This window comes from Salmonella sp. A29-2 (assembly GCF_020150755.1).
Lineage (GTDB): Bacteria > Pseudomonadota > Gammaproteobacteria > Enterobacterales > Enterobacteriaceae > Salmonella > Salmonella enterica.
The window spans coordinates 3147227-3169632 of sequence record NZ_CP083731.1; the positions used below are offsets into that span (position 1 = coordinate 3147227).

A 22406-nucleotide genomic window follows, 5' to 3' on the forward strand; every position below is an offset into this window, starting at 1 on the left:
GTTATGCCGGGTTAGGGATATCAATAAACGTCACATCCAACGCCGTGTTTTCGTTCAACCATTCGCTCAGGGCGCGAATACCGCCGCGTTCAGTGGCATGGTGCCCGGCGGCATAAAAATGCAGCCCCTGTTCGCGCGCGGAATGAATGGTCTGTTCGGAAACCTCGCCGGTAATAAAAGCATCCACGCCGAAGCGGGCGGCGCTATCAATAAAACTTTGCCCGCCGCCGGTACACCAGGCGACACGCTGCACATTCTCTGGCCCGGTATCGCCGCACCATAGCGGTTTACGCCCCAGACGCGCTTCAATCCATGAGGCCAGTTCCAGCCCCGGCACCGGCATTGAGAGCTCTCCCCACGGCACCAGCGGCTCAATTTCTCCTTTCACGGTAATGCCCAATAGCGCCGCCAACTGCGCATTGTTGCCCAGCTCAGGGTGCGCATCCAGCGGCAGATGCCAACCGTAAAGGTTAATATCATTTGCCAGTAACGTTTTTAAGCGACGGCGTTTCATGCCGCGAATAACCGGAGACTCGCCTTTCCAGAAGTAACCATGATGAACAATGACCGCATCGGCCTGCAAACGCACCGCCTCATCGAGCAGCGCCTGACTTGCGGTCACGCCGGTAACGATTTTCTGTACCGTCTCTTTTCCTTCGACCTGTAAACCATTCGGCGCATAATCGCTTATTGCCGCACTGTTCAGCTTGTCGTTAATCAGTTGTTCCAGCTCGGTGTTTTTCATCATCGCTCCCTTTAACCCACGTTCTACTTTCCCGTTACGGGTTCAGTCTCCGTTAACATAGCCTCCCGTTAGCCGTTCGTCGATAAACATTTGTTTGACACATCAAGAAACAATCACCCCCGGGTTTGGCGCAAATTACTTAGCAAAACACGATCGGTTTCATGTATATTTATGCAATCAGAACGCATATTGCAGAAAAAATCAGTTCTGTATCATGTTGGTAACTTTAAGGAAACACGGCGATACGGCAGGCTTAATAAGCCCACAAAGAAAGGCATTATCTGAGAATGCCGCGTTCTTGCCGCAGCGTCTCTATCCCGGAAATACGATGAATAAACAAGCATCTCAACCCCGCGCTATTTACTACGTTGTCGCCCTGCAAATTTGGGAGTACTTCAGCTTTTATGGTATGCGCGCCCTACTGATTCTTTATCTCACCAATCAGCTAAAATACGACGATAACCACGCCTATGAGTTATTCAGCGCTTATTGTTCGCTGGTCTACGTAACGCCGATTCTTGGCGGCTATCTGGCGGATAAGGTGCTTGGCAACCGAATGGCAGTCATGCTGGGCGCATTTTTAATGGCTATAGGTCATTTAGTGCTGGGCGCCAGTGAGATCGCGCCGACATTCCTTTATCTGTCGCTGGCGATCATTGTCTGCGGCTACGGCCTGTTTAAATCGAATATTAGCTGCCTGCTGGGCGAACTGTACCAGCCGGAAGATCCGCGCCGCGACGGCGGGTTCTCGCTGCTTTACGCAGCGGGCAATATTGGTTCGATCGTGGCGCCTATCGCCTGCGGCTATGTGCAAGAGGAGTACAGTTGGGCGATGGGCTTTGCGCTCGCCGCCATTGGTATGCTGGCGGGGTTAGTGATCTTCCTGTGTGGAAATCGTCATTTCACCCACACCACCGGCGTGAATAAAGCCGTGTTGTGCGCCAGAAACTACCTGCTGCCGAACTGGGGCTGGCTGTTAATTCTGCTGGTAGCGGCGCCGTTGCTGATTACCGTTCTGTTCTGGAAAGAATGGTCTGTCTATGCCTTAATCGTGGCGACCGCGATCGGCCTGGTCGTGCTGGCAAAAATTTATCGTCAGGCGCAAACGGCCAAACAGCGCAAAGAACTGGGGTTGATTGTCACCCTGACCCTGTTCAGTATGCTGTTCTGGGCGTTTGCCCAGCAGGGCGGTAGCTCTATCAGCCTGTATATCGACCGCTTTGTGAACCGCGATATTCTGGGCTATTCCGTTCCTACCGCCATGTTCCAGTCGGTGAACGCCTTTGCCGTGATGCTGTGTGGGGTCGTCCTGGCCTGGCTGGTTAAAGAGAGCGTAAGCGGTAATCGCACCGTGCGTATCTGGGGCAAATTCGCGCTGGGTCTCGGTCTGATGAGCGCCGGATTCTGTATTCTGACCCTGAGCGCACGCTGGTCCGCCGCTTACGGACACTCTTCAATGCCGCTAATGGTGCTGGGACTGGCGGTGATGGGCTTTGCCGAGCTGTTTATCGACCCGGTCGCCATGTCGCAAATTACGCGCATTGATATCCCCGGCGTCACCGGCGTATTAACCGGAATTTATATGCTGCTGTCCGGCGCGATAGCTAACTATCTGGCAGGCGTCATCGCTGACCAGACCTCGCAAAGCGCCTTCGACGCCAGCGGCGCGGTTAATTACGCCATCAACGCCTATGTGGATGTTTTTGAACAGATCACCTGGGGCGCGTTAGCCTGCGTAGGGGTTGTCCTGCTGATTTGGCTGTATCAGTCCTTCAAATTCAAAAGCCGCGCGCTGGCCGTCGAATCCTGATAGCAGAATGCCCGGTAGTTTGCGCTATCGGGCCTGTATCACGCCCCTTTTCTCGCCGCTTCATAGGCGGAAAGCGTTGCGATTCTCGCCTGTTTGTGTTCAACAATAGGCCGAGGATAATCAAGCACGACTCCCGCTTTTTCTGCCCACCGCCACGGCTCGTGAATCGCTTTTCCAGGGATATGGCGTAATGCCGGTAGCCACTGGCGGATAAATTCGCCGTCGCGATCGAACCTCTCTCCCTGAGTCGTGGGATTAAAAATACGAAAATAAGGCGCGGCGTCAGTACCGGTTGAAGCGGCCCACTGCCAGCCGCCATTATTGGCGGCAAGATCGCCGTCAATAAGCTGCGACATGAAGTAGCGCTCCCCTAACCGCCAGTCAATCAGCAGATCTTTTATCAGAAAGCTGGCGGTAATCATGCGTAAACGGTTATGCATCCAGCCCGTCGCGTTAAGCTGGCGCATCGCCGCATCGACAATGGGATAACCGGTTTCGCCTTTCTGCCATGCCTGAAAATAGTGCGGGTTCTCCTGCCACGCGACGCGTTTTGTCCAGCGGATAAACGGCTGGTGTTTGCATAATGCCGGATACCAGGTCATTAAATGACGGTAAAATTCCCGCCAGATGAGTTCATTCAACCAGACGCTTCCCGGTCCGCCGTCCAGCGCCTGCGGCTGCTCCGCCAGTAATCGGTGCAGGCACTGTCGCGGCGACAGGCCACCCGTCGCCAGGCTGGCGGAAAGCCGACTGGTGCCGTCGACCGCAGGGAAATCCCGCCGTGACTCATACCCGTCTGCGCCCTGCGCGCAAAACTGACGTAGCTGCGCGATGACCGCGTTTTCTTCCACCGGGAAAAACGCGGCGTCAAACGCCTGTTGCGGGTAGTTAAGCGAGACTGGCGTTAAGGGTGTAGAAAGCGCGCCGCTCACCCGGATCTTCGGGGCCGGAACGCATGGCGGAATATCCTCTTTTAGCCGTTTCAACCAGGCGTTTTTAAACGGCGTAAAAACTTTATACATTTCATGATTGCCGGTCATCACCGCGCCGGGCGCCAGAATCACGCTATCGTCAAAGCCTTCGCAGATGACAGAGGGCAGCGTTTTTTCCACCGCCGCATCACGCTGACGCTCGTTAAACTCATACTGATAGTTATAAAACAGATGGCTGACGTCATGCTGTCGGCAAACGTTTTTGACCGTTTCAATACTGGCGTTAAAATCCGCCACTTCATGAAACAGCAGCGGAATGCCTTTCTCTGCAAGGGCCGCCTGTAGCGCATTGAGCTGCGCGCTGATGAATGCCGCCTGCCGCGGCGCCATATCATGGGCCTGCCACTGCGCGGGGGTGGAAATATAAAGCGCCAGCACCCGCGCGGATGCATCGCGGCAGGCGGCGGCCAGCGCAAGGTTATCCTGTAAACGCAGATCGCGCCTGAACCAGACTAAATGGGTGGGCATACAACTCCTGAAAGATGAAACGTCACGGCGAATAGCGTTAAACAGTGTAGACCCTGGCGCATAAAAAAACCGCCAGCGTGGCGGCTGACGGTTTTTCAGGCTGGTCGCGATTAATAAAAGTCGCAGGTGGCTTTTTCAGCCTGCGCCATCCATACCGGTTTATCACTGGTTTTCGACCAGACACGGTGCAGATAACTATAAAAACGCGCGCGGTCTTTCCAGAAGAGCATCACCGGCAGCGCCAGCACGCCTGCGATCACCGCGAAAGCACGACGGGCAAAAATGACATGCGCCGGATAGTCTTTATAGTGTTCCATACGTTTCCCCCCTTTATACCGACGCTACCCGCCCCGGTATAGATTGAATCGGTGAATAGCACCGAAAAATTGAACCTCGTTACCTGATTAAAATAGTACCGCTTTCGGTGTAATTTTACTACTCATCCGACCACTTATTTTCACGCTTTTCCAGCAGATTTACATTCAAAGCGTAAATTAGTTACAAAAAAGTTAAATTAATACTAACCATTAGTTAAATAATGGTCTTTGCCATTTTTATACTTTTTTTACACTCCGCCCGCCAATTTTTGCGAAATCTTTGCAGCCAAAAAATTACCTTTCTCAGGAGTAAAACAATACCACTGGAGGTGCTCTGTGAGTGCAGGCGTGATAACCGGCATCGTGCTGGTTTTCTTACTTTTAGGTTATCTGGTCTATGCCCTGATTAATGCGGAGGCGTTCTGATGGCCGCGCAAGGATTTTTACTGATCGCCAGTTTTTTACTGATTTTATTAGTACTGGCGAAACCATTGGGTTCGGGCCTGGCAAGGCTCATCGCCGCCGTTCCGTTGCCGGGCGTGGCTGGCGTTGAGCGTATCCTCTGGCGGACTCTTGGCATTACCGACCACGAAATGAACTGGCGTCAGTATTTACTGTCGCTACTGACGCTCAATCTGCTGGGACTGGGCATCCTGTTTTGCCTGCTATTCTGGCAGGAGTGGCTGCCCTTAAATCCGCAGCGGCTACCGGGGCTGTCCTGGGATCTGGCGCTGAATACCGCCGTCAGCTTCGTCACCAATACCAACTGGCAAGCCTACAGCGGCGAAAGCACGCTGAGCTACTTTAGCCAGATGGCGGGGCTGACGGTGCAAAATTTCCTGTCGGCGGCGACCGGGATTGCGGTGGTTTTTGCGCTTATCCGCGCCTTTACGCGCCAGAATGTGCACACGCTGGGTAATGCCTGGCAGGATCTGGTACGCATTACGCTATGGATATTATTTCCTGTCGCGTTAATTATCGCGCTGTTTTTTATCCAACAAGGCGTACCGCAAAACCTGTCGGCTTATCAGCCCATCACCACTCTTGAAGGCGCTAAACAACTCTTGCCGATGGGTCCGGTTGCTTCGCAGGAGGCGATCAAAATGCTTGGCACCAACGGCGGCGGTTTCTTTAACGCCAACTCTTCGCATCCGTTCGAAAACCCCACCGCGCTCACTAATCTGGTGCAGATGCTGGCGATATTTTTGATTCCAGCCGCGCTCTGTTTCGCCTTTGGCGAAGCGGCGGGCGATCGCCGTCAGGGACGCGCGCTACTGTGGGCAATGTCATTCATTTTTGTGGTCTGCGTAGCGGTAGTGATGTGGGCGGAAGTTCAGGGAAATCCACATCTGTTGGCGGCAGGCGCGGACAGTAGCGTCAACATGGAGGGTAAAGAAACACGCTTTGGCGTGCTGGCCAGCAGCCTGTTTGCCGTCGTCACGACCGCGGCGTCCTGCGGGGCGGTAAATGCCATGCACGACTCGTTTACCGCTCTGGGCGGTATGGTGCCGATGTGGCTGATGCAAATTGGCGAAGTGGTCTTTGGCGGCGTCGGTTCAGGCCTGTACGGCATGTTGCTGTTTGTCCTGCTGGCGGTGTTTATCGCGGGGCTGATGATCGGTCGCACGCCGGAGTATCTGGGGAAAAAAATCGACGTGCGCGAAATGAAAATGACCGCGCTGGCGATTCTGGTCACGCCGATGTTGGTCTTGTTGGGTTCGGCGCTGGCGATGATGACGGATGCCGGACGCAGCGCAATGCTGAACCCTGGCCCGCACGGTTTTAGCGAAGTGCTATATGCCGTCTCCTCTGCCGCCAACAACAACGGTAGCGCCTTTGCGGGTCTGAGCGCTAACTCGCCTTTCTGGAACTGTTTGCTGGCGTTCTGCATGTTCGTCGGACGTTTCGGCGTGATTATTCCTGTCATGGCCATCGCCGGATCGCTGGTCAGTAAAAAAGTACAGCCGGCCAGTCAGGGAACGCTGGCGACCCACGGCGCGCTATTTATTGGACTGCTCATCGGCACGGTACTGCTGGTCGGCGCGCTGACGTTTATTCCTGCCCTGGCGCTTGGCCCGGTAGCGGAACATTTCTCTTTACCTTGAGCGATGTGGAGTACATTGATATGAGTCGCAAGCAACTGGCGCTGTTTGAACCTGTTTTACTCGTACAGGCGCTAACGGATGCCGTAAAAAAATTAAGCCCACGCGCCCAGTGGCGTAACCCAGTGATGTTTGTGGTCTGGGCCGGCAGCGTGCTAACCACTCTGTTAACGCTCGCTATGGTAACAGGACAAATAGCGGGAAGCGCCTTGTTTACAGGGGTGATCAGCCTGTGGTTATGGTTCACCGTACTGTTCGCCAATTTTGCCGAAGCGCTGGCGGAAGGCCGCAGCAAAGCCCAGGCAAACAGTCTGAAAGGGGTGAAAAAGACCGCGTTCGCTCGCCGCCTGCGCGCCCCGCGCCATGATGCGCAGGCCGATAACGTGCCCGCCGCTGAACTGCGAAAAGGCGACATTGTCCTGGTCAAAGCGGGCGATATTATTCCCTGCGACGGCGAGGTGATCGAAGGCGGCGCGTCGGTGGATGAAAGTGCGATTACCGGCGAATCCGCCCCGGTGATCCGCGAGTCCGGCGGCGATTTCGCCTCTGTCACCGGCGGCACGCGAATTCTTTCCGACTGGCTGGTGATTGCCTGTAGCGTCAATCCTGGCGAAACCTTTCTTGACCGGATGATCGCGATGGTGGAAGGCGCGCAGCGGCGGAAAACGCCTAACGAGATTGCCCTGACGATTTTGCTCATCGCCCTGACCATTGTCTTTTTACTGGCGACCGCCACCCTGTGGCCCTTCTCCGCCTGGGGCGGTAATGCGGTCAGCGTCACCGTGTTGGTGGCGTTGCTGGTGTGCCTGATCCCCACCACCATCGGCGGGCTACTCTCCGCCATTGGCGTAGCCGGAATGAGCCGAATGTTGGGCGCGAACGTCATCGCCACCAGCGGCCGCGCCGTAGAAGCCGCGGGCGATGTCGACGTGTTACTGCTGGATAAAACCGGCACTATCACGCTCGGCAACCGCCAGGCGTCCGATTTTATACCCGCCCGAGGGGTGGACGAACGCACGCTGGCTGACGCCGCGCAGCTCGCTTCGCTGGCCGACGAAACGCCGGAAGGTCGCAGCATTGTGATCCTCGCCAAACAGCGCTTTAACCTGCGTGAACGCGATGTGCAGTCGCTTCATGCCACCTTTGTTCCGTTTACCGCACAAAGCCGCATGAGCGGGATTAATATCGATAACCGGATGATCCGTAAAGGCTCGGTGGACGCGATTCGGCGTCATGTCGAGAGCAATGGCGGCCATTTTCCCGCCGATGTCGAGCAAAACGTCGAGAACGTGGCGCGTCTGGGCGCGACGCCGCTGGTGGTCGTGGAAGGCGCGCGCGTACTGGGTGTTATCGCCCTCAAGGATATCGTTAAAGGCGGCATTAAAGAACGTTTCGCCCAGCTACGAAAGATGGGCATTAAAACGGTGATGATCACTGGCGATAACCGCCTGACGGCGGCAGCGATTGCCGCCGAAGCCGGTGTGGACGATTTTCTTGCCGAAGCCACGCCGGAAGCCAAGCTGGCGCTGATCCGTCAATATCAGGCGGAAGGACGGCTGGTCGCCATGACCGGCGACGGCACTAACGATGCCCCGGCGCTGGCGCAGGCTGACGTCGCGGTGGCGATGAACTCCGGCACCCAGGCGGCAAAAGAAGCCGGTAATATGGTGGATCTGGACTCTAACCCGACCAAGTTGATTGAAGTGGTGCATATCGGTAAGCAGATGCTGATGACGCGCGGCTCGCTCACCACTTTCAGTATCGCGAATGATGTAGCGAAATATTTCGCCATTATTCCCGCCGCGTTTGCCGCTACCTATCCGCAGCTAAACGCGCTCAACGTGATGGGGCTGCATTCGCCGAACTCCGCCATTCTGAGCGCGGTGATCTTTAACGCCCTGATTATCATTTTTCTGATCCCGCTGGCATTAAAAGGCGTGAGTTATAAGCCGCTTTCCGCATCGGCCATGCTGCGCCGTAATTTATGGATCTATGGTCTGGGTGGTCTGGTGGTGCCGTTTATTGGCATCAAAGTGATTGATGTGCTGCTGACCCTGCTGGGTCTGGCATGAGGTGTATGATGATCGGTTTACGTCCTGCTTTTTCGACAATGTTATTTCTGCTGTTATTGACCGGCGGCGTGTATCCGCTTCTGACCACGGCGCTGGGGCAGTGGTGGTTTCCCTGGCAGGCTAATGGCTCGCTGATTCATAAAGACAATGTGATACGCGGCTCAGCGCTTATCGGACAATCGTTTACCGCCGCGGGCTATTTTCATGGCCGGCCCTCCGCCACCGCCGATACGCCTTATAATCCACTGGCGTCGGGCGGAAGCAACCTGGCCGCCAGCAATCCCGAACTGGATGCGCAAATACAGGCCCGCGTCGCCGCGCTACGCGCCGCTAACCCCCAGGCGAGTTCCGCGGTTCCGGTTGAGCTGACGACGGCCTCGGCAAGCGGGCTGGATAATAATCTGACGCCCGGCGCCGCGGCATGGCAAATCCCCCGCGTGGCGGCGGCTCGCCAGCTTCCCGTTGAACAGGTCGCGCAACTGGTTGCAGAATATACGCACAGGCCGCTGGCGCGCTTTCTTGGGCAACCGGTGGTGAATATTGTTGAGCTTAATCTGGCGCTGGATGCGCTACAGGGACACAGAGCGAAATGAACGACGAACCCTTGCGTCCTGATCCGGATCGCTTGTTGGAACAAACGCCCCCGCCCGACCGGGGGAAGTTGAAAATTTTCTTCGGCGCCTGCGCAGGCGTCGGAAAAACCTGGGCGATGCTGGCGCAAGCGCAGCGGCTGCGAGCGCAGGGGCTGGATGTGGTGATCGGCGTGGTAGAAACGCATGGCCGTAAAGAGACCGCCGCGCTACTTGACGGGCTGACCATTCTGCCGCCAAAACGTCACTCGCACCGGGGGCGGCAAATCCGCGAATTTGACCTGGATGCCGCCCTCGCCCGGCGTCCGGCGCTGATTTTAATGGATGAGCTGGCGCACAGTAACGCGCCTGGCTCACGCCATCCTAAGCGCTGGCAGGATATTGAAGAGCTGCTGGAAGCGGGAATCGACGTTTTCACCACCGTGAACGTACAACATCTGGAAAGTCTGAATGATGTGGTGAGCGGCGTCACGGGGATTCAGGTGCGCGAAACCGTCCCCGATCCCTTTTTTGATGCCGCTAATGAAGTCGTACTGGTCGATCTGCCGCCCGACGATCTGCGCCAACGGCTCAACGAAGGTAAAGTGTATATCGCCGGCCAGGCGGAACGCGCTATTGAACATTTTTTCCGCAAGGGCAATCTGATCGCCCTCCGCGAGCTGGCGCTACGCCGGACAGCCGATCGCGTGGACGATCAGATGCGCGCCTGGCGCGCGCATCCGGGCGAAGAAAAAGTATGGCATACCCGCGATGCGATTTTACTGTGTATCGGGCATAACACCGGCAGCGAAAAACTGGTGCGTACCGCGGCGCGTCTGGCTTCCCGGCTCGGCAGCGTCTGGCACGCCGTCTATGTCGAAACGCCAACGTTACACCGCTTACCGGAAAAACAACGGCGGGCCATTTTAAGCGCGCTGCGCCTGGCGCAGGAGCTTGGCGCGGAAACCGCCACCCTGTCCGATCCCGCCGAAGAGAAAGCGGTCGTGCGCTATGCCCGCGAACATAATCTGGGGAAAATCGTCATGGGCCGCCCGGCGTCGCGACGTTGGTGGCGACGTGACGCTTTCGCCGACCGTCTTGCCAGGCGCGCGCCGGATCTCGATCAGGTGATCGTCGCGCTGGAAGAACCGCCTGCCCGCGCGTTGGCGCAAACGCCTGATAACCGACCTTTTAAAGAGAAATGGCGTGGGCAGATTCAGGGCTGTCTGGTCGCCGTGGCGCTTTGCGCCATCACCACGCTTATCGCTATGCAGTGGCTTGTCACCTTCGACGCCGCCAATCTGGTGATGCTCTATTTGCTGGGCGTAGTGGTGATTGCGCTGCTTTACGGACGCTGGCCGTCGGTGGTGGCGACGGTGATTAACGTGGCGAGTTTCGATCTCTTTTTTATCGCGCCACGCGGTACGCTCGCCGTTTCGGACGTGCAGTATTTGCTGACCTTTGCCGTGATGCTGACGGTTGGTCTGGTGATTGGCAATCTTACTGCCGGGGTGCGCTATCAGGCGCGCGTCGCCCGTTATCGGGAACAGCGTACCCGCCATTTATATGAAATGTCTAAAGCGCTGGCCGTCGGGCGTAGCGAACATGATATCGCCGCGACCAGCGAGCGGTTTATCGCCTCGACGTTTCAGGCGCGCAGCCAAATTTTATTACCTGATGCTAACGGTAAGTTGCTGCCTCTCACCCACCAGCAAGGCATGACGCCGTGGGACGACGCAATTGCGCGCTGGAGTTTTGATAAAGGCCAGCCTGCCGGCGCAGGCACTGATACCCTCCCTGGCGTACCTTATCAAATCCTGCCGCTGAAAAGCGCCGATAAAACGTACGGTCTGGCTATCGTCGAACCGGGTAATTTGCGTCAGTTAATGGTGCCGGAGCAGCAACGCCTGCTGGAAACATTCACTCTGCTTGTCGCCAACGCGCTGGAACGACTGACGCTGACCGCCAGCGAAGAACAGGCGCGTCTCGCCAGCGAGCGCGAAAGTATTCGCAACGCTCTGCTGGCGGCGCTGTCGCATGATTTACGCACGCCGCTGACGGTATTGTTCGGCCAGGCGGAAATTTTGACGCTGGATTTAGCCAGCGCAGGATCGCCCCACGCGCGTCAGGCCAGTGAAATCCGCCAGCATATTCTCAACACCACCCGGCTGGTGAATAATTTGCTGGATATGGCGCGTATTCAGTCCGGCGGGTTTAATCTTAAAAAAGAGTGGCTGACGCTGGAAGAGGTCGTCGGTAGCGCGTTACAGATGTTAGAGCCGGGTTTATTGCATCCGATTACATTGTCGCTGCCGCAACAGTTAACGCTTATCCATGTCGATGGCCCCTTATTTGAGCGTGTCCTGATCAACTTGCTGGAAAACGCCGTTAAGTACGCCGGGCCGCAGGCCAGTATCGGCATTGATGCTGCGGTTAAGGACGATCGTTTACAACTGGATGTCTGGGATAACGGGCCGGGTATTCCTGCGGGGCAAGAACAGAAGATTTTCGATAAGTTCGCCCGCGGCAACAAAGAGTCCGCCGTCCCCGGCGTGGGGCTGGGGCTGGCGATTTGCCATGCTATCGTAGAGGTACACGGCGGCACGCTTACCGCCTATAATCGACCGCAGGGCGGCGCCTGTTTCCGTGTGACGCTGCCGCAAGGAAAGCCACCTGAACTTGATGATTTTCATGAGGATATGTGACAAACGTTCTGATTGTTGAAGATGAACAGGCCATCCGCCGCTTTCTGCGCGCCGCGCTGGAAGGCGACGGCCTGCGCGTGTATGAAGCTGAAACATTACAACGTGGTTTACTGGAAGCCGCCACGCGAAAGCCCGATCTGATTATTCTCGATCTCGGCCTGCCGGATGGCGACGGAATCGATTTTATTCGTGACCTGCGTCAGTGGAGCGCAATACCGGTGATTGTCCTTTCCGCCCGCAGCGAAGAAAGCGATAAGATTGCCGCGCTTGACGCCGGAGCTGATGATTACCTGAGCAAGCCATTCGGCATTGGCGAGCTGCAGGCGCGTTTGCGCGTCGCGCTGCGACGGCACGCCGCCAGCCCTTGCGCCGATCCGATCGTCCGCTTTTCCGGCGTGACGGTCGATCTCGCCGCACGGTTGATCCACCGTGGCGACGAAGAAATCCATCTGACACCGATTGAGTTCCGCCTGCTGGCGGTATTACTCAATAATGCCGGCAAGGTATTAACCCAACGGCAGTTATTAAACCAGGTCTGGGGCCCTAACGCCGTGGAGCATAGCCACTATTTGCGCATCTATATGGGACATTTACGCCAGAAACTGGAACAAGATCCCACCCGCCCACGCCATTTTATTACCGAAACCGGAATTGGCTATCGCTTTATGCCGTGAATAGCTATTCATTATTTTTAAATAACTTCTAATTTTTATGTCATTTATTTTCGGCGTCGCGAATAATTATTTTCGCGGCGATATTATATTTTATGGAGAATATAAAAAACATATAATTAACATTTAAGAAACAATCCGTTATTTCACAGCACGATATGCATAATCGCCGACTAATTATTTTTCAAATGATCGTTTTTTGTTGATCTGGTTCACAGATTGCTGGCGCTTCCTGGATAAAATATCCATGCTTTCAATAAATCAATGAAAGGACCTCAAAATGGAAAATAATAATCGTTTTATGCCCCATATAAGGCGGACAACGCATATTATGATGTTTGCCCACCGTAATAGTTTCGACTTTCATTTCTTTAATGCCCGGTAGTTTTTCTGCTACGGGTACTTCAGCATACAGGTCTTTCCGACCCTTATGTCATTCAGGTCTATTGCCTAAATAACTCGAATTGTTAAAAGCGACAGTACGGTAATTCCTTTACGCCCAGCCAGCTAACTATGTGGTTTGACAGAAGAAATTCCGACTCAGCGCAATTTTAGTTATCGCGGTTTCTGCCTGTATATCGTAGTACTCAACTCCTTAAATCCTGAATTTCCTGCAACCGGACGGGTTGGGATTTATTACATCTAAAATAAAGCTAATTTACTGATTTTTTTATCAGCGGGATAGCTTTGATTTTTTCCGGAAGAATCAGTTTCTCATGCGAGAAATTGAGGGCCTGCTATTACCTGAAATAAAGAGATGAAAAATGTCAGAATTAAAAATTGCCGTTAGCCGTCATTGCCCGGATTGTTTTTCTACACACCGTAATATTGTAAATGTTGATGAGAGTCGTTTCATCGACGTGGCTGCCATCGTGTTATCCATCGACGACATTGAACACGGAAAACTCGATGAAATCGACGCAACGGGTTACGGTATTCCCGTGTTTGTCGCGACTCATGACGAAGGGCGCGTACCGCCTGAGTATTTGCCGCGTATCTCTGGTGTATTCGAATATAATGAATCCCGTACTGCCTTCTATGGTCGCCAGTTGGAAACCGCGGCAAGCCACTACGAAACGCAGTTACGTCCGCCGTTTTTCCGCGCGCTGGTGGATTATGTCAACCAGGGCAACAGCGCATTTGACTGCCCGGGGCATCAGGGCGGTGAATTCTTCCGCCGTCATCCTGCCGGTAATCAGTTCGTGGAATACTTTGGCGAAACGCTCTTCCGCTCCGACCTATGCAACGCGGACGTGGCGATGGGCGATCTGCTGATTCACGAAGGCGCGCCTTGCATTGCGCAGCAACATGCAGCGAAAGTCTTTAACGCCGATAAGACCTACTTTGTGCTGAACGGGACCTCCTCCTCTAACAAAGTCGTACTCAACGCGCTGTTAACGCCGGGCGATCTGGTTCTGTTTGACCGTAACAACCACAAATCTAACCACCACGGCGCATTATTACAGGCGGGCGCAACGCCAGTTTATCTGGAAACCGCGCGTAACCCGTATGGTTTTATCGGCGGGATCGACGCTCACTGCTTCGAAGAAGATTACCTGCGCGAGCTGATTAGCGAAGTCGCGCCGCAGCGCGCCCGCGAAGCACGTCCATTCCGTCTGGCCGTCATCCAGTTAGGCACCTACGACGGTACCATTTATAACGCCCGTCAGGTCGTCGATAAAATTGGTCATCTGTGCGACTACATCCTGTTTGACTCCGCCTGGGTCGGCTATGAACAATTTATTCCGATGATGGCCGATTGTTCGCCGCTGCTGCTGGAACTGAACGAAAACGATCCGGGTATTCTGGTGACGCAGTCCGTTCATAAACAACAAGCCGGTTTCTCCCAGACCTCGCAGATCCATAAAAAAGATAGCCATATCAAAGGGCAATCGCGCTACGTTCCGCATAAGCGCATGAACAACGCCTTTATGATGCACGCCTCCACCAGCCCGTTCTATCCGCTGTTCGCCGCGCTGGACGTTAACGCCAAAATGCACGAAGGCGTCAGCGGTCGCAATATGTGGATGGATTGCGTGGTTAACGGCATCGATGCCCGTAAATTGATCCTCGAAAACTGTCACCACATCCGTCCGTTCGTACCGGAACTGATTGATGGTAAGCCGTGGCAGTCATACCCGACGTCAGAGATCGCCAGCGATCTGCGCTTCTTCCACTTCGTTCCGGGAGAACACTGGCATGCGTTTGAAGGCTATGCCGAACATCAGTACTTTGTCGACCCTTGCAAACTGCTGCTCACCACACCGGGCATTAATGCAGCGAGCGGCGAATATGAAGACTTTGGCGTTCCTGCCACGATCCTCGCCAACTTCCTGCGCGAGAACGGCGTTGTGCCGGAAAAATGCGACCTCAACTCCATTCTGTTCCTGCTGACGCCGGCAGAAGACATGGCGAAGTTACAACAGCTTGTCGCCCTGCTGGCTCGTTTCGAAAAACTGCTGGAAGCTGATGCGCCGTTAGCGGAAGTATTACCGTCCATTTACAAACAGCATGAAGCGCGTTATGCCGGCTACACCCTGCGTCAGCTTTGCCAGGAGATGCACGATCTCTATGCGCGGCACAACGTGAAACAGCTGCAAAAAGAGATGTTCCGTAAATCGCATTTCCCGAAAGTCAGTATGAATCCGCAAGAGGCCAACTATGCCTATCTGCGCGGCGAGGTTGAACTGGTTCGCCTGCCGGAAGCGGAAGGTCGTATCGCGGCTGAAGGCGCTCTGCCTTACCCGCCGGGAGTGCTGTGTGTAGTTCCGGGTGAAATCTGGGGCGGTTCTGTCCTGCGTTACTTCAGCGCCCTGGAAGAAGGGATCAACCTGCTGCCGGGCTTTGCGCCTGAACTGCAGGGCGTTTATATCGAAGAACACGACGGCCGTAAGCAGGTCTGGTGCTACGTCATTAAACCTCGTGACGCGCAGCGCTCCCTGCTGAAGGAGGAAAAATTATGAGTAAACCTAAATCCAATAAAATGGGTGTCGTGCAGCTCACAATTCTGACTATGGTCAACATGATGGGCTCCGGGATCATCATGCTACCGACCAAACTGTCTGAAGTCGGCACGATATCCATTATCTCCTGGCTGGTCACCGCCGTCGGCTCGATGGCTCTGGCCTGGGCGTTTGCGAAATGCGGTATGTTTAGCCGTAAATCCGGCGGCATGGGCGGTTACGCCGAATATGCCTTCGGTAAATCCGGCAACTTTATGGCGAACTATACCTACGGCGTCTCGCTGCTGATCGCCAACGTGGCTATCGCCATCTCCGCTGTCGGCTATGGCACCGAGCTGTTCGGCGCCGCGCTGACGCCGCTCCAGATCGGTCTGGCGACTATCGCCGTATTGTGGGTTTGTACCATCGCAAACTTTGGCGGCGCGCGTATTACCGGACAGATCAGTAGCGTTACCGTTTGGGGCGTCATCATTCCGGTTGTCGGCCTGTGCATCATTGGCTGGTTCTGGTTTAGCCCCAGCATGTACGTAGCGTCATGGAACCCGCACCATGTTCCGTTCTTTAGCGCGGTCGGTTCTTCCATCGCCATGACGTTGTGGGCATTTCTTGGACTGGAATCCGCCTGCGCCAACGCAGACGTGGTCGAGAATCCGGAAAAGAACGTCCCCATCGCGGTACTGGGCGGTACGCTGGGCGCAGCGGTCATCTATATCGTTTCGACTAACGTGATTGCCGGGATTGTGCCGAACATGGATCTGGCGAACTCCACGGCGCCGTTTGGTCTGGCGTTTGCACAGATGTTCACGCCTGCGGTAGGTAAAGTGATCATGGCGCTGATGGTAATGTCCTGCTGCGGCTCGCTGCTGGGCTGGCAGTTCACTATCGCTCAGGTCTTTAAATCCTCCGCTGACGAAGGCTATTTCCCGAAAGTCTTCTCTCGTGTAACGAAAGTCGACGCGCCGGTTCAGGGGATGTTGATTATTGTGATTATTCAGACTGGCCTGTCGCTGATGACCATTAGCCCGTCGCTGAATAGTCAGTTTAACGTCCTGGTTAACCTGGCGGTGGTGACGAACATTATTCCGTATATTCTGTCGATGGCCGCGCTGGTTATCATTCAGAAAATGGCGAATGTGCCGTCATCAAAAGCGAAAGTCGCTAACTTCGTGGCCTTCGTTGGCGCCATGTATAGCTTCTACGCGCTATATTCCTCCGGTGAAGAAGCCATGCTGTACGGCTCAATTGTGACCTTCCTCGGCTGGACGTTATACGGCCTGGTCTCACCGCGTTTTGAATTGAAAAATAAACACGGCTGATGGCACGCCCGGGCTGCGATAACGGTAGTCCGGGCATTTTCACTCTTTGAATAAGATAATAGAAATGAGTAATCCAGAACGGGAAGTCACTGATATAGCAGAAATACTGGCTATTCTCAGTAAACACGAAGTGTGTCGGATAGGGTTTAACGACAATCTCTGCCCATATGTTGTCCCCGTAAATTTTGGCTACGAGTATCAGAACGGACGCTGGATATTTTATTTTCACGGCGCACGCACCGGGAAAAAGATGCGTCTGTTACGTAAGAACCCGGCAGTATGCATTGAAATGGACGGCGACCATGCATTACTACGTGCCGATGACCCCTGTGATTATAGCTACGCCTACACCAGCGTTTTCGCCACCGGACTGGCATCGATATTGCAAACGCGCGAGGAGATGCGCTACGGCCTGGACGTCATTATGCGTCAGACCGATCCGGGAAAAACCTTCAGTTATCGGGAAGATATGATGAAAGCGGTTTGCGTGGTGCGTATTGAATGCGACGCCCTCACCTGCCGCCGACATCTGGCGACTCAGAGCGAATAAGTCAGATATCACAAGCGCCTTATCCGGCCTGGAGGCGGTTTACAGGCCTGATAAGCGCAGCGCCGTTAATACAAAAAAGGAGCCGTAAGGCTCCTTTTTCTTCCATATCGCCCATCAGGCGTTTTTCAATACTTCGCTAACGATTTCAACGGCTTCTTTCTCAATCTGCTTGCGATGCTCTTCCCCCAGGAAGCTTTCGCAATAGATCTTGTAAGCGTCTTCCGTACCGGATGGACGCGCGGCGAACCAGCCGTTGTCGGTCATTACCTTCAGGCCGCCAATCGATGCGCCATTACCCGGCGCTGCGGTAAGACGCGCGGTGATCGGGTCGCCTGCCAGCGTGCTGGCGCTGACCATTTCCGGAGACAGTTTAGACAATGCCGCTTTCTGGGCGGAGGTCGCGCTCGCCTGCAGACGGTTATAGCTCGGCGCGCCAAAACGCGCTGCCAGTTCATTGTAATGCTCTTGCGGGTTTTTCCCGGTAACGGCGGTGATTTCCGCCGCCAGCAGGCACATGATGATACCGTCTTTATCGGTAGACCACGGCGTACCGTCGAAACGCAGGAACGAAGCGCCCGCGCTCTCTTCCCCGCCGAAACCAAAGCTGCCGTCGAACAAACCGTCAACAAACCATTTGAAGCCAACCGGCACTTCTACCAGCTTGCGTCCCAAATCATTCACCACGCGGTCAATCATCGCGGAAGAGACCAGCGTTTTACCGACAGCCACGTCTTTGCCCCACAGCGGACGATGCTGGAACAGATAGTTAATGGCGACCGCCAGATAATGGTTCGGGTTCATCAGCCCTGCAGGCGTCACGATGCCATGACGGTCGTAGTCCGGGTCGTTGGCGAAGGCCAGGTCAAACTTGTCACGCAGCGCCAGCAAACCCGCCATCGCACATTCGGAGGAGCAATCCATACGGATCGCGCCATCTTTATCAAGGTGCATAAAGCGGAAGGTTTGATCAACCTGATCGTTAACTAACGTCAGGTTAAGTTTGTAATGCTCAGCGATACGTTTCCAGTATTCAATACCGGAGCCGCCCAGCGGATCAACGCCCAGCGTCAGACCGGCTTTCTGAATCGCCGCCATATCAACGATATCCGCCAGCCCTTCGACAAATGGCTGCACCAGATCTACCGCTTTAACGTGGCCCGAGGCCATTGCCGCATCCAGAGAGATGCGCTTAACGCCTTGCAGGCCGCCCGCCAGCAGCGCATTGGCGCGATCTTCTACCACTTTAGTGACGTTGGTATCCGCCGGGCCGCCATTGGGCGGATTATATTTAATACCGCCATCTTCCGGCGGGTTGTGCGACGGCGTAATGACAATACCATCAGCCAGCGGGCCGCCTTTTTTGTTATGGACCAGGATAGCATTTGACACCGCAGGCGTTGGCGTGAAGCCATTATTTTCCTGCACGATAACGTCTACGCCGTTTGCCGCCAGCACTTCCAGCACGGAAATGAAGGCCGGTTCCGAGAGCGCATGGGTGTCTTTCCCTACATAGCAGGGGCCGGTAATGCCATTTTTCGCCCGCTCTTCAGCAATCGCCTGGGCGATCGCCAGAATATGCGGTTCGTTGAAACTGTGACGACCTGCGCTGCCGCGATGGCCGGAAGTGCCAAATTTCACGGCATGTTCTGCATTCCCTGCCTCCGGTTTCAGTACATAATACTGCGCCGTCAGTTGGGCGACGTTAATCAAATCACTCTGTTGCGCGGGTTGTCCTGCGCGGTTGTGGATTGCCATTGCCTGGTCCTTCTAATGCAAGGATTAAATTGTTCCGCAAACCTTTTCAATCAATTCCGCCGGGAATTGCATTGACTGCATGATGTGTTCGATCATGCTGCATTTACGGCCGGTGTTGGTGTTGGTGATCACCCAGTACGGCGTGCCGGGAACGTGCTTAGGTTTAGTTTGATTCCCATTTTTCAGCAGCGTTTGTTCATCCGCCGCAAAATAGACGCGCGTGCGGCCATGCAACGACTCCGTCGCCTCCGCAAACGCGTGGTGATCCAGTGAATAGAGTGTAGTCAGAATCAGCATAAAGCGGTTGACCGCTTTTTTCTGCTCGGCATATTCGTCAGACAACAGCAGCTCACGCATCGCGCGAACTTTGTCTTTTACCGGGTTGACCGGTTTCGCTTCGGCAACGGGTTGCGCCGCAGGCGTCCCCTTCACCGCTGAAGCCGTTGGCTGTGTCGTGGCGGAAAACTTCAACATACGCCGTAAAATGTCGGATGCGCTCTCGCCGATATGCTTGGTGTGGCTGGCAATATAGCTATAGAGTTCATCATCAACTTCAATCGTTTTCATCTTAATCCAGTGCGATGTCTTTGCTGAATACAAGTCATTGGGATTATAGGAACAAATCCCAACAGCGGATAGCGTTAAGCCCGGCTGACAAAAAAACTCGGAGTAAACCTTAGAGGTTGCAGCCCAGTGGCAGAATGGTCAACATAATACCCTAACCCGACAGAGCGAAAAAAAGAACTTTGCCATGAAATTAAACATCCGAGCGCAATCTGCACAAAACCTGCACAATAATTCCCCCATCGTTCTCGTTCATGGTCTGTTTGGCAGCCTGGACAACCTCGGCGTACTGGCGCGCGATCTGGTGACCGATCACGACATTATTCAGGTCGATATGCGCAATCATGGTTTATCGCCGCGCGATCCGGTCATGGATTATCCGGCAATGGCCCAGGATCTTCTGGATACGCTTGACGCGCAGCAGATTGAAAAAGCGACGTTTATTGGTCATTCCATGGGCGGAAAAGCGGTAATGGCGCTGACGGCGCTGGCGCCCGATCGCATCGATCGTCTGGTCGCGATTGATATCGCCCCCGTGGATTATCACGTTCGCCGCCACGATCGCATTTTCGCGGCCATTAACGCCGTCAGCGAATCCGACGCGACATCCCGCCAACAGGCGGCAGGGATTATGCGCCAGCACCTCAACGAAGAAGGCGTGATCCAGTTTCTGTTAAAATCCTGGGCTGAAGGCGAATGGCGTTTTAATGTTCCGGTATTATGGGAGCAGTATCCGCATATCGTCGGCTGGGAAACCATTCCGCCCTGGGAACATCCGGCGCTGTTTATTCCAGGCGGTAACTCGCCGTACGTGACCGAAGCGTACCGCGACGCGCTGCTGGCGCAATTCCCTTTGGCGCGCGCGCATGTGATCGCCGGCGCGGGCCACTGGGTACATGCCGAAAAACCAGAGGCGGTTCTGCGCGCCATCCGCCGTTATCTGCACGATAAACGCTAACTGATTAAAAACTCATCGCCTGTGCGCGATTACGCGCGCGGGCGTTGGCGTCGCTTCCTCGCTGATGTATGATGGCGCGCTATCCATCCGGGCATAAGCCTGGCTGATTGTTTCCCCCGAAGTCACCAAAATCATGGCCAAAGAACAAACGGACCGTACGACATTAGATTTGTTCGCGCACGAGCGTCGCCCGGGACGACCTAAAACGAATCCGCTTTCGCGCGATGAACAGTTACGCATCAACAAGCGCAACCAGTTAAAACGCGACAAAGTTCGTGGCCTCAAGCGTGTCGAATTAAAACTCAACGCACAAGCGGTTGACGCGCTGAATGAGCTGGCCGAAGCGCGCAACATTAGCCGCAGCGAGCTCATTGAAGAAATATTAATGAAGCAGCTTATGGCGCTGCGCGGCCAGGGTTTAGTCTGAAAATAAGTTTTGTTTCATATTTCGTGTAGCAGAGCGTGCAGTCCCGCGTGATTGCTGTTTCCGCATATCTGCCTGTTCTGCTATGATTGCCCTTATCCGTGGGCAATTCGCCACCACCATTTCAATAAGTTTCAAGAGGTTATTTTACTCATGGCAATCACTGGCATCTTTTTCGGCAGCGACACCGGTAATACCGAAAATATCGCAAAAATGATTCAAAAACAGCTTGGTAAAGACGTTGCCGATGTGCATGACATTGCAAAAAGCAGTAAAGAAGACCTGGAAGGGTACGACATTCTGCTGCTGGGCATCCCAACCTGGTACTATGGCGAAGCGCAATGTGACTGGGATGACTTCTTCCCGACTCTCGAAGAGATTGACTTTAACGGTAAGCTGGTGGCGCTGTTTGGCTGTGGCGATCAGGAAGACTACGCGGAATACTTCTGTGATGCGCTGGGCACGATTCGCGACATTATTGAGCCGCGCGGCGCCACAATTGTGGGTCACTGGCCAACCGCAGGCTATCATTTTGAAGCCTCTAAAGGTCTGGCTGACGACGATCATTTTGTCGGTCTGGCGATTGACGAAGACCGTCAGCCTGAACTGACCGCCGAGCGTGTTGAAAAATGGGTTAAGCAAGTTTCGGCTGAATTGCACCTCGACGACATCCTCAACGCCTAATCTTATGCGGCGCAGCGTTATATCTGCGCCGCATCAATAGACAAGACCAATCAAAATAATTGCTACAAATTTGTAACTTTCGCACCCATCCCTGTACAATGTCCGGGTGTAATCAGGTGGCGCCAGAATTTGCAGGCAAAACCACAGTTTTATTAATATCTGCGAGAGACTTGCGGTTTTCATTTCGGCATGGCAGTCCTATAATGATACGCATTATCTTGAGTGCAATTTCTGTCACTTCTCTAATGAAGTGAATCGTTTAGCAACAGGACAGATTCCGCATGACTGACAACAATACCGCATTAAAGAAGGCTGGCCTGAAAGTAACGCTTCCTCGTTTAAAAATTCTGGAAGTTCTTCAGGAACCAGATAACCATCACGTCAGTGCGGAAGATTTATACAAACGCCTGATCGACATGGGTGAAGAAATCGGTCTGGCAACCGTATACCGTGTGCTGAACCAGTTTGACGATGCCGGTATCGTGACCCGCCATAATTTTGAAGGCGGTAAATCCGTTTTTGAACTGACGCAACAGCATCATCACGACCATCTTATCTGCCTTGATTGCGGAAAAGTGATTGAATTTAGTGATGACTCTATTGAAGCGCGCCAGCGTGAAATTGCGGCGAAACACGGTATTCGTTTAACTAATCACAGCCTCTATCTTTACGGCCACTGCGCTGAAGGCGACTGCCGCGAAGACGAGCACGCGCACGATGACGCGACTAAATAAGTGTAAA

General features: G+C 54.3%; 20 protein-coding genes and 1 pseudogene. 16 read left to right on the plus strand and 5 right to left on the minus strand.

The features are described from left to right. Position 1 precedes the first annotated feature (1 nt). On the minus strand, positions 2–745 hold the full coding sequence (ybgI, locus tag K8W53_RS15420) for a radiation resistance protein YbgI (RefSeq protein WP_000798844.1): 744 nt from the start codon (positions 743–745) through the stop codon (positions 2–4). Between the two features lie 328 nt (positions 746–1073). On the opposite strand from ybgI, the gene K8W53_RS15425 reads away from it, so the two are divergent. After that, positions 1074–2555, plus strand: a complete 1482-nt coding sequence (locus tag K8W53_RS15425; RefSeq protein ID WP_001041123.1) for an MFS transporter — start codon at positions 1074–1076, stop codon at positions 2553–2555. Positions 2556–2593: 38 nt separating this feature from the next. Here the strand turns inward: K8W53_RS15425 and phrB are convergent, their stop codons facing one another. Beyond that, positions 2594–4015, minus strand: a complete 1422-nt coding sequence (phrB, locus tag K8W53_RS15430; RefSeq protein WP_023224970.1) for a deoxyribodipyrimidine photo-lyase — start codon at positions 4013–4015, stop codon at positions 2594–2596. A 110-nt stretch (positions 4016–4125) separates the two neighbouring features. Further along, positions 4126–4332, minus strand: coding sequence for a YbfA family protein (locus K8W53_RS15435; protein WP_000401433.1), 207 nt, complete (start codon positions 4330–4332; stop codon positions 4126–4128). 336 nt (positions 4333–4668) lie between these two features. Between K8W53_RS15435 and kdpF the strand changes: the two genes are divergently transcribed. The 10 genes from kdpF to K8W53_RS15485 all read left to right on the plus strand — a co-directional run bounded on the left by kdpF (position 4669) and on the right by K8W53_RS15485 (position 17280). Beyond that, entirely contained in the window at positions 4669–4758 is a 90-nt protein-coding gene (gene kdpF / locus K8W53_RS15440; RefSeq protein WP_001670793.1) for a K(+)-transporting ATPase subunit F, read from the plus strand. After that, positions 4758–6437: a potassium-transporting ATPase subunit KdpA gene (gene kdpA, locus K8W53_RS15445; RefSeq protein WP_052939219.1), complete on the plus strand. Its 1680-nt coding sequence runs from the start codon at positions 4758–4760 to the stop codon at positions 6435–6437. The genes kdpF and kdpA overlap by 1 nt, the downstream gene beginning before the upstream one ends. A 20-nt stretch (positions 6438–6457) precedes the next feature. Beyond that, positions 6458–8506: a potassium-transporting ATPase subunit KdpB gene (kdpB, locus tag K8W53_RS15450; protein ID WP_000088034.1), complete on the plus strand. Its 2049-nt coding sequence runs from the start codon at positions 6458–6460 to the stop codon at positions 8504–8506. An 8-nt stretch (positions 8507–8514) separates the two neighbouring features. After that, entirely contained in the window at positions 8515–9099 is a 585-nt protein-coding gene (gene kdpC, locus K8W53_RS15455; RefSeq protein WP_001539480.1) for a potassium-transporting ATPase subunit KdpC, read from the plus strand. Then, positions 9096–11780, plus strand: coding sequence for a two-component system sensor histidine kinase KdpD (gene kdpD / locus K8W53_RS15460; RefSeq protein WP_161399804.1), 2685 nt, complete (start codon positions 9096–9098; stop codon positions 11778–11780). The genes kdpC and kdpD overlap by 4 nt, the downstream gene beginning before the upstream one ends. Further along, positions 11777–12454, plus strand: a complete 678-nt coding sequence (gene kdpE / locus K8W53_RS15465; protein WP_000186053.1) for a two-component system response regulator KdpE — start codon at positions 11777–11779, stop codon at positions 12452–12454. The genes kdpD and kdpE overlap by 4 nt, the downstream gene beginning before the upstream one ends. Positions 12455–12731: 277 nt before the next feature. Further along, positions 12732–12836 (plus strand): leader peptide SpeFL, encoded by a 105-nt coding sequence (gene speFL, locus K8W53_RS15470; protein WP_015632840.1) that lies wholly within the window; start codon positions 12732–12734, stop codon positions 12834–12836. 379 nt (positions 12837–13215) lie between these two features. Continuing rightward, the gene (gene speF, locus K8W53_RS15475) at positions 13216–15414 is read left to right on the plus strand and encodes an ornithine decarboxylase SpeF (protein ID WP_001292402.1); all 2199 of its coding nucleotides are present in this window, start codon (positions 13216–13218) and stop codon (positions 15412–15414) included. Continuing rightward, on the plus strand, positions 15411–16730 hold the full coding sequence (gene potE, locus K8W53_RS15480) for a putrescine-ornithine antiporter (protein ID WP_000042658.1): 1320 nt from the start codon (positions 15411–15413) through the stop codon (positions 16728–16730). Before speF ends, potE begins: the two co-directional genes overlap by 4 nt. Positions 16731–16794: 64 nt before the next feature. Continuing rightward, complete coding sequence (locus K8W53_RS15485) at positions 16795–17280, plus strand: pyridoxamine 5'-phosphate oxidase family protein (protein ID WP_000070056.1); 486 nt, start codon at positions 16795–16797, stop codon at positions 17278–17280. 114 nt (positions 17281–17394) lie between these two features. Here K8W53_RS15485 and pgm read toward each other — a convergent pair whose 3' ends face one another. Together pgm and seqA are read right to left on the minus strand one after the other, a co-directional pair. Then, entirely contained in the window at positions 17395–19035 is a 1641-nt protein-coding gene (gene pgm, locus K8W53_RS15490) for a phosphoglucomutase (alpha-D-glucose-1,6-bisphosphate-dependent) (protein ID WP_000974387.1), read from the minus strand. 24 nt (positions 19036–19059) lie between these two features. Further along, complete coding sequence (seqA, locus tag K8W53_RS15495) at positions 19060–19602, minus strand: replication initiation negative regulator SeqA (RefSeq protein ID WP_000848395.1); 543 nt, start codon at positions 19600–19602, stop codon at positions 19060–19062. A gap of 184 nt (positions 19603–19786) precedes the next feature. Here seqA and ybfF point away from each other — a divergent pair, with 184 nt between their 5' ends. The 5 genes and pseudogenes from ybfF (at position 19787) to fur (ending at position 22399) form a co-directional block, all read left to right on the plus strand. Then, positions 19787–20557, plus strand: coding sequence for an esterase (gene ybfF, locus K8W53_RS15500; RefSeq protein ID WP_000773245.1), 771 nt, complete (start codon positions 19787–19789; stop codon positions 20555–20557). A 133-nt stretch (positions 20558–20690) separates the two neighbouring features. After that, entirely contained in the window at positions 20691–20984 is a 294-nt protein-coding gene (gene ybfE / locus K8W53_RS15505; RefSeq protein ID WP_001040939.1) for a LexA regulated protein, read from the plus strand. Between the two features lie 150 nt (positions 20985–21134). Continuing rightward, the gene (gene fldA / locus K8W53_RS15510; protein WP_001018621.1) at positions 21135–21665 is read left to right on the plus strand and encodes a flavodoxin FldA; all 531 of its coding nucleotides are present in this window, start codon (positions 21135–21137) and stop codon (positions 21663–21665) included. Positions 21666–21868: 203 nt separating this feature from the next. Beyond that, positions 21869–21954, plus strand: a pseudogene (locus K8W53_RS15515) (ryhB-regulated fur leader peptide). Then, complete coding sequence (fur, locus tag K8W53_RS15520) at positions 21947–22399, plus strand: ferric iron uptake transcriptional regulator (RefSeq protein WP_000131699.1); 453 nt, start codon at positions 21947–21949, stop codon at positions 22397–22399. Before K8W53_RS15515 ends, fur begins: the two are co-directional and overlap by 8 nt. Positions 22400–22406 lie beyond the last annotated feature (7 nt).